Source organism: Acidithiobacillus concretivorus (assembly GCF_018853445.1).
In the GTDB taxonomy this organism is placed as follows: Bacteria; Pseudomonadota; Gammaproteobacteria; order Acidithiobacillales; family Acidithiobacillaceae; genus Acidithiobacillus; species Acidithiobacillus concretivorus.
Map to the genome: position 1 here is coordinate 1 of NZ_JABELD010000012.1, position 6,583 is coordinate 6,583.

Genomic DNA, 6,583 nt, shown 5'->3' on the forward strand with positions numbered 1-6,583 from the left:
CGGGCAAGCAGCAGGCGCGGGAGGCCTTTGAGCGGTTTCAGGCGGAGCAGCAGTTGCAACGGGAGCAGGAGGTAGAGCGGCCAGCGCCTCGGGAATATGAGCTGGATGGTCCTGAGTTGTGATGTTGGCGTTACGGTAACGGTTTATTATTGTGACAAGTCGCGTATATTGCGCTTTTCCGGGGACGCTTGGGCATATTTTGGGCAAAGCGCCAAAAATCACGGCATGGCACAGGCTGAAACGCCTATTTTTACTGGTGTTTTAACATGCCGACCATCGGATTATCAATCCGATGGTCTGTTGAATGGCCGTTACGGTCACGGTTTGCGTGGGGGCTTCTCGGGTGTACCCAGGCTTTCACGCTGTCCTGAAAGCTATGTCTTATGTAAGCTTTTGGGAAAATCATGGATTCATACCTTTGCAGGAGAACCGCATGCAGGCTCGTATTGTTATTCCGTTGGCGCTCATGGGACTGTTTTCTGTAGGCAGTGCCTATGCAATGACCAGCACACAGGCAAAGCAGTTGGCGATAGCCGCATACAAGGGACACGCTACGGACTTAGCCAATTTGGAATCGGCGGCGATGTCAGGGGATGCTACAGCCCAATTGTGGTTGGGTGATTACTACGCGTACGCAAAAAAAGATTACGCGAAGGTGGTCTACTGGTTAGAGAAGGCTGCTGCTCAGGGAAATGCCGATGCGGAAAGCGACCTGGGGGTTGTTTACCACATCGGCCAAGGGGTGCCGCAGGATTACGCGAAGGCGAACTACTGGTACGAGAAGGCTGCTGCTCAAGGAAATGCGAGGGCGGAATGCAACCTGGGGGGTGCCTACCACAAAGGCGAAGGGGTGCCGCAGGATTACGCGAAGGCGGTCTACTGGTGGAAGAAGGCTGCTGCTCAGGGGTATGCCGTGGCGGAAAACAACCTGGGGGTTGCTTACCACAAAGGCGAAGGGGTGCCGCAGGATTACGCGAAGGCGGTCTACTGGTACGAGAAGGCTGCTGCTCAGGGAATTGCCGGGGCGGAAAACAACCTGGGGATTTCTTACTACAAAGGCGAAGGGGTGCCGCAGGATTACGCGAAGGCGGTCTACTGGTACGAGAATGCGGCTGCTCATGAATATGCTAGGGGGGAACTCAACCTGGGGAATGCTTACTACAAAGGCCAAGGAGTGCCGCAGGATAGCATGGCCGCCATAACGTGGTGGAAGAAGGCGGCTGCGCAAGGCGGTAGTGTAGGAAGGTCGGCGCAACAGCTTATCAATATGGCCGAGCGCGGTTAGGCAGGTTTGTCGCGCCAGAGCGATTATTTGTGGCAATCAGGAATGTACTGTAAAAATTGCAGTAGGAGTTTTTCATATCCGCCAAGGCCTCCAGACCTTGAGAAATATTGAATCGGCCTGGAGGCTAATGCAGGGCAATTCGGTACTGCTTAACCATATCCTATCACGACGAGTCGTATAAATTTATAGATTATTCCTGTTGTTTAACAGTATCCCACCCATTTACCCATTTTTGGCACATAGTAAAATCTTTTTTCGAGATGTTTGTTGTGGTTGTTGTTCCACAGTTGTATTCAAATCTAAAAGAAAGATAATTAACCGCATTCATAACCGCTTTGTTGTTTTTTATTGGCAAAACAAAGAACGATGGATCCACATAAAAATTATGATGGCCCATGGATACTTTAATGAGGTAACCGCTATCTTTTTTAATTGTTTGTATAAGTGGGTATCTTCTTCCGACAAGGCAGTCCAAACTAACCACACCACCAACAGGTAAATAAAAAATGCCAATTTTACTGCTGTATACTGGAGTGCCTTTAAGTAACACGTATTCACCATAAGGGCTTGGTGTCAGGTTTCTTTTAGTCGTAAAGTAATTTTTATATTGATTTGATATTTTTGGATTTAGTTTTGTGATAAGGGCTCCTACAGAATTAATGGCACATGACATTTCATTGCTCATTATCGTGCCACTTTTACCAAACAATATAGACTTTTCAAGTGAGTTATCAGTTTTTTTCTGGTACTCATCAAGGTGGCTAAATATATATCCAATTGGGTATATGCTTAAACCAAGACCGATGAGGTATAAATAGCGATATAAATCTTCTTTATTTTTTCTAGAATGTATTAGAAGCACAATAAATATGTACGCTGGTAGCGGCGACAAAGAAAGCAAAGAATGATCTGACAGAATATAAAGTAATGCAGCAATAAAAAGAGAAGAAACTAATCCGACTGAAAAACTTATAACATATAAAAAAATTAATAATAATTTTTTTATTATATGATTATTGGCTTCTTTTTCTATGCTGTATTTATTTTTTATATTTTCTTCATATGTGTCTTTGTCTGATATAACCGGTTCTACACGCTTGCCTGTTTTAGACACTGATATTATCCTAATTAATATATTTATTGTGGCTTAAATTACTCATGAGAATATCTCCAGATTTTCTGCATTCATCAGATGTTTTTTTTAATGCCTCAGAGAAATGATCTGCTCGTTCTGACCGTTCTGATATTTTGCATACGCTCATCAATAATCGGTATGATGATATTATTTGTTTTATTTCTTCGTCAGTGAGCCTTGAATTTTCTTTAAATTGGCATGATTCAATGCCTTTTATCAACATTTCATAAGAAGTTAATGTGTATATTTTTAAGAAGACAGGTGAATTTTTTTGGGGTCCTAATTTTTCATTATCGTGTGCTATCTGCGCACAGATGGCACCATCTTCTCTTATGATATTACAAAGTGTATATCTTGCGGAATATATTTTTGTTTTTATCTCGTTCTCTTTTGCTTTAAGTGAAACATAATAAGTAATTATACCTCCTACAAAGACACCTAATAATGGTGGTATGATATGGTCTATAAAATAATTAGTCATATTGTTATCACTTTGATTGCATTAGGATGTATTCTATAAACACGAGTCACAATGCGCCATTCTGTCTCGTTGGCAAAAAACCCTGAACGGCGGCTCGCCCGGTTTTACTCGGTTCTTCTGCCACCCAGAATGGCCTATTATGAGACATTACGGTGCGCCTGCTCATTTTTTATCGGAGCACCCATTCCCCATGCGACTTAATAGCGTCATACATGGCATCTGGCGCGAGGTCTACGTCACCTGGCCACGTTAAAGCGCCGTGGTCGATATGCACCTGGCTGAACATCGCTGGGTCTTTCAAGGGTGCGAAAACGCCCGTTAGATGGCTTGCTTCAAAGCGCACCTTCCCTTGTGTTCCGTCAGAAAACCGGACTTTCAGCGCTAACGGTGGTTCTGGATGAACCTCAATCACATCCCATTCCATGATCTGTCCTCCTAAAGTAACGGTTCTATCGGGTTGGGTTGCTGTTTTGCCTGACACAATTCCCAATCTTCCAGGAGCTCCTGTTGATGTAGCTCTGTCCAGTCGAGAACAAGCTCTTGGGCGCGTCGTGGTAGATGGCCTCTGATGACGGACAAGGATTCTATAGCGATGACCGCCTTAAATTCCGCGTACTGCACATGAAAATGGGCTGGGTTATGGTCATCGAAAAACATTTTGATGAGCATGCCGTAAAACGCGCTGATAGTGGGCAATCCGGATTCCTCCTGTTCATCGTTGAATACTACATTTTTTAGCGGGAACATCATACTATGATGGCGACAAACACAAAGATACATAAAAGGATACATGGAGAGACTATGGCAAAGGTCACTGTAACAGAGGCAGCAAAGCTGGCTGGTATTGGCAGGCAACAGCTTTACAGGGGATACATATCAACAGGAAAAATAAGCGTTGAAAGGGATCATCAAGATCGGCCACAAATTGATACGGCAGAGATATTGAGGGTCTTTGGTGAAATAAAGGGGACACCAGAAGCGACACAAAACGGACAAGACTACATCGGTGTAAAGCGACACCAGGACAACGAATTGCAGGTTGCTTTTCAGGCAAAAGACGAGGTTATTTCAGGGCTCAGGGAACAGTTGCGGGAAGCATCAGAAAGGGAGGTGTGGCTACGTCAGCAGCTTGAACGGATGCAGGCGGTATTGACCGACCAAAGGACAACAGAAAAGCGTCGATGGTGGCAGTTTTGGGGTTAATCTTGCCGAATAGCTGCTCTCGGGCGTAGTCTTGGAAGATTCGTAACGAGCAAAAAAGGCATTACCCATGATAGAAATGGTAATGCCCCGTAACCTGGAAGTCTGGGGAGACAAAGGTATACGGGGCATCTCATATCCGGCAACGGACAGGTCCAGTATAGCCACCCTTGGCTATGCAATCAAAGCCTGTCCGGTCCCCATGCAGAGCATGAGCGCGATCGGGGGCTTTGATGAGCAGATTTGACCCCACAGCCTCCTGTGTTCTTGACCTCTTTGCCGAACACCTGCCCCATAAGCCGTATTGCACGGATGATCTGACCGCAGGCCTGCAAATCCGGTCCTTAAAAACCGCCTTACAACGCGCTTATATCCAGCACAACCATCCCGGCATGATCTGGGCCATGGTCTATGACGTGGACCGTGCCTGTGTGAATCCGACGGACTGGTGGCCGATCTGGGAAAGCGTCGGACTGCCGCCGCCCAACATCGCCGTCATGAATCACCGGACGAAGCGTGGCCACCTGATCTATCTGCTGGAAGCGGGTGTGTGCCGGACGGAACTCGCGCACCTCAAACCCTTGCGATACATCGCCAGCATTGAGCGGGTCTATACCGCTGTTCTGGGTGCAGACCCCGGCTATGCGGGTCTCATCTGCAAAAATCCGTTTAACGACCGCTGGCAGGTTTGGGAGATCCACGGCAACCCGTACACGCTGGGTGATCTGGCCGCCTATGTGGATTTGACCGCCAAGGCCGCTAAATTGCCCTCTGAAGCATCGGAGAGCTTCGGGCTGGGTCGTAACTGCACCATGTTCGATACGGGCCGTTTCTGGGCTTATGGGGCCGTCAGAGAGTATTGGGCACCCAATGGGCTTGGCCGATGGTCAAAAGCCGTCCTGGAGCGATTGCAGGCCATTAACGGCGAGTTTCCACAGCCCTTACCCTTTGCCGAAGTGAAAGCCACGGCCAAGAGCATCAGTGGGTGGACCTGGCGGAACATGACGCCCGCAGGGCTACAAGACCTCATCGAGCGGACGCACACGCCGGAGAAGCAGGCGGAGAGGGGCATGAAAGCCACCAATCAGGTTGAGGCAGGGATAGCTAGTGGACAGGCCCGCAGGTTATTCAGGGAGCAGGACCGAGCCACAGCGAGGCTTATGAGAGCGCAAGGGCACACGCAACGCGCCATTGCTGCTAGCCTGGGTGTCGCGCTAGGGACCGTGAACGCATGGCTTCGCGGTGAGGGTGAACAGCCAAAATCTGTCTAGCGAATGTTCAGTGAACGGCCTATATCAGATAACAGCCGCTTGCGGAGGGCTCTTGGTGGTGGGCACCGGATTACCTATCGGGAAAAAGAAAAGCGTTAGCGCGTAGGAAAACAGGAGAGAGCGCGGGTGAGGGCGGGGATTTGCTTGCAAATCGTCGAACGAATCCGCAACCGCCCAGAGGGCGGAATAGTGGCTACAGCGTGCTTTACTTCGGTCTCCACTGGCTTGGGTGAGGGGGTTTGAGCCGTTGGCCTTGTTACCGTAACGGAATCTGTGCCCAGTCATGCCTTATTTTTAGCCCAGGCGCTTTTCATATTCCCGTCATGGTCTTGTCATAATCGCCCACAGGGTACCGCACAGATTTTGGGGATAAGCCGCAAGTCATGGCCGACCGTTTGCAGATAAACGCAACAAGTCACACAATTATTGATAAATTGTGACGTGTCACATATAATAAAATTCAGGCAACCAATGCGGAGAACAGCCATGACCAAAATAGCCGAGGTGTTATCGCAACCTGTCACGAATAAAAGAGGCCGGAAGCCCAAGGGCGACCGGCCCATGACGGCAGCGGAACGGGCCAAGGCCAGCCGCGACCGCCGCCGTTTCCCGATGGAAGGCTACAGCGGGAAGCCGATCTCCGTGATGTTGTCTGGTGAGGCCCACATGGCCCTGGACGAGCTCATCACCACATATAGCGACAAGTCACAAAAAGAGATCATCGACCTGGCGCTTATCTATTTGCTCAAATCGCAGCCAGTCACCTATTAACAGGCATTTTGTGACTTGTCGCGTTTATTGAGTTAATACCCTTTGGGGATGACCAATGGGATATTGCCGCGATTCGTGGTCCATCCCCCGATAGATATTGGGTTCCCGTTGCTGTAGGTTCCCTGATTACTACTGGCCTCGAAGCAGAGTTTCCCGCCGCAAGTGCTCCAGACCACGTTTCCGCCGCGCTTGGCCAGCTCGGCCACAGTTGCCTGCATCCGTGGGATTTCTGCGCTGAGAGTCGCTTTCTGCTGGCGGAGGTCATGGACTTCGTGGAACTGCCAGGCCAGGGAAGCATAGGCCATCAGACAGACTCCGAAGAATCCGGCAGCGAACAGGATGACCCATTTCCAGGAAAACCAGGCGGAAGCCTGGCTGATGGCCTTCCCGGCCTCGGTTGTGTTCTCGATGACGCCGGAGAAGTTTTCGAGAATCGGGTT

9 protein-coding genes are annotated in these 6,583 nt (G+C 49.0%); 4 read left to right on the plus strand and 5 right to left on the minus strand.

Annotated elements, in window-relative coordinates:
- Nucleotides 1-433 precede the first annotated feature (433 nt).
- Nucleotides 434-1,285, plus strand: a complete 852-nt coding sequence (locus HJG40_RS01545) for a tetratricopeptide repeat protein (RefSeq protein ID WP_215862572.1) — start codon at nucleotides 434-436, stop codon at nucleotides 1,283-1,285.
- Nucleotides 1,286-1,475: 190 nt separating this feature from the next.
- Here HJG40_RS01545 and HJG40_RS01550 read toward each other — a convergent pair whose 3' ends face one another.
- From HJG40_RS01550 to HJG40_RS01565, 4 genes are all read right to left on the minus strand, one after another.
- Nucleotides 1,476-2,399, minus strand: coding sequence for a hypothetical protein (locus tag HJG40_RS01550; protein ID WP_215862573.1), 924 nt, complete (start codon nucleotides 2,397-2,399; stop codon nucleotides 1,476-1,478).
- 10 nt (nucleotides 2,400-2,409) lie between these two features.
- The gene (locus HJG40_RS01555) at nucleotides 2,410-2,901 is read right to left on the minus strand and encodes a hypothetical protein (RefSeq protein ID WP_215862574.1); all 492 of its coding nucleotides are present in this window, start codon (nucleotides 2,899-2,901) and stop codon (nucleotides 2,410-2,412) included.
- A 169-nt stretch (nucleotides 2,902-3,070) separates the two neighbouring features.
- Nucleotides 3,071-3,325, minus strand: a complete 255-nt coding sequence (locus HJG40_RS01560) for a DUF2442 domain-containing protein (RefSeq protein WP_215862575.1) — start codon at nucleotides 3,323-3,325, stop codon at nucleotides 3,071-3,073.
- A gap of 11 nt (nucleotides 3,326-3,336) precedes the next feature.
- Entirely contained in the window at nucleotides 3,337-3,597 is a 261-nt protein-coding gene (locus HJG40_RS01565) for a DUF4160 domain-containing protein (protein ID WP_215862576.1), read from the minus strand.
- Between the two features lie 105 nt (nucleotides 3,598-3,702).
- On the opposite strand from HJG40_RS01565, the gene HJG40_RS01570 reads away from it, so the two are divergent.
- The 3 genes from HJG40_RS01570 (at nucleotide 3,703) to HJG40_RS01580 (ending at nucleotide 6,143) form a co-directional block, all read left to right on the plus strand.
- Nucleotides 3,703-4,104, plus strand: a complete 402-nt coding sequence (locus HJG40_RS01570) for a hypothetical protein (RefSeq protein ID WP_215862577.1) — start codon at nucleotides 3,703-3,705, stop codon at nucleotides 4,102-4,104.
- Between the two features lie 230 nt (nucleotides 4,105-4,334).
- The gene (locus HJG40_RS01575) at nucleotides 4,335-5,372 is read left to right on the plus strand and encodes a replication initiation protein (protein ID WP_215862578.1); all 1,038 of its coding nucleotides are present in this window, start codon (nucleotides 4,335-4,337) and stop codon (nucleotides 5,370-5,372) included.
- Between the two features lie 486 nt (nucleotides 5,373-5,858).
- The gene (locus tag HJG40_RS01580) at nucleotides 5,859-6,143 is read left to right on the plus strand and encodes a hypothetical protein (RefSeq protein WP_215862579.1); all 285 of its coding nucleotides are present in this window, start codon (nucleotides 5,859-5,861) and stop codon (nucleotides 6,141-6,143) included.
- 32 nt (nucleotides 6,144-6,175) lie between these two features.
- On the opposite strand, the gene HJG40_RS01585 is transcribed toward HJG40_RS01580, so the two are convergent.
- Nucleotides 6,176-6,583, minus strand: a 408-nt coding sequence (locus HJG40_RS01585; RefSeq protein ID WP_215862580.1) for a DUF2681 domain-containing protein, incomplete at its 5' end; no start/stop codon positions are given.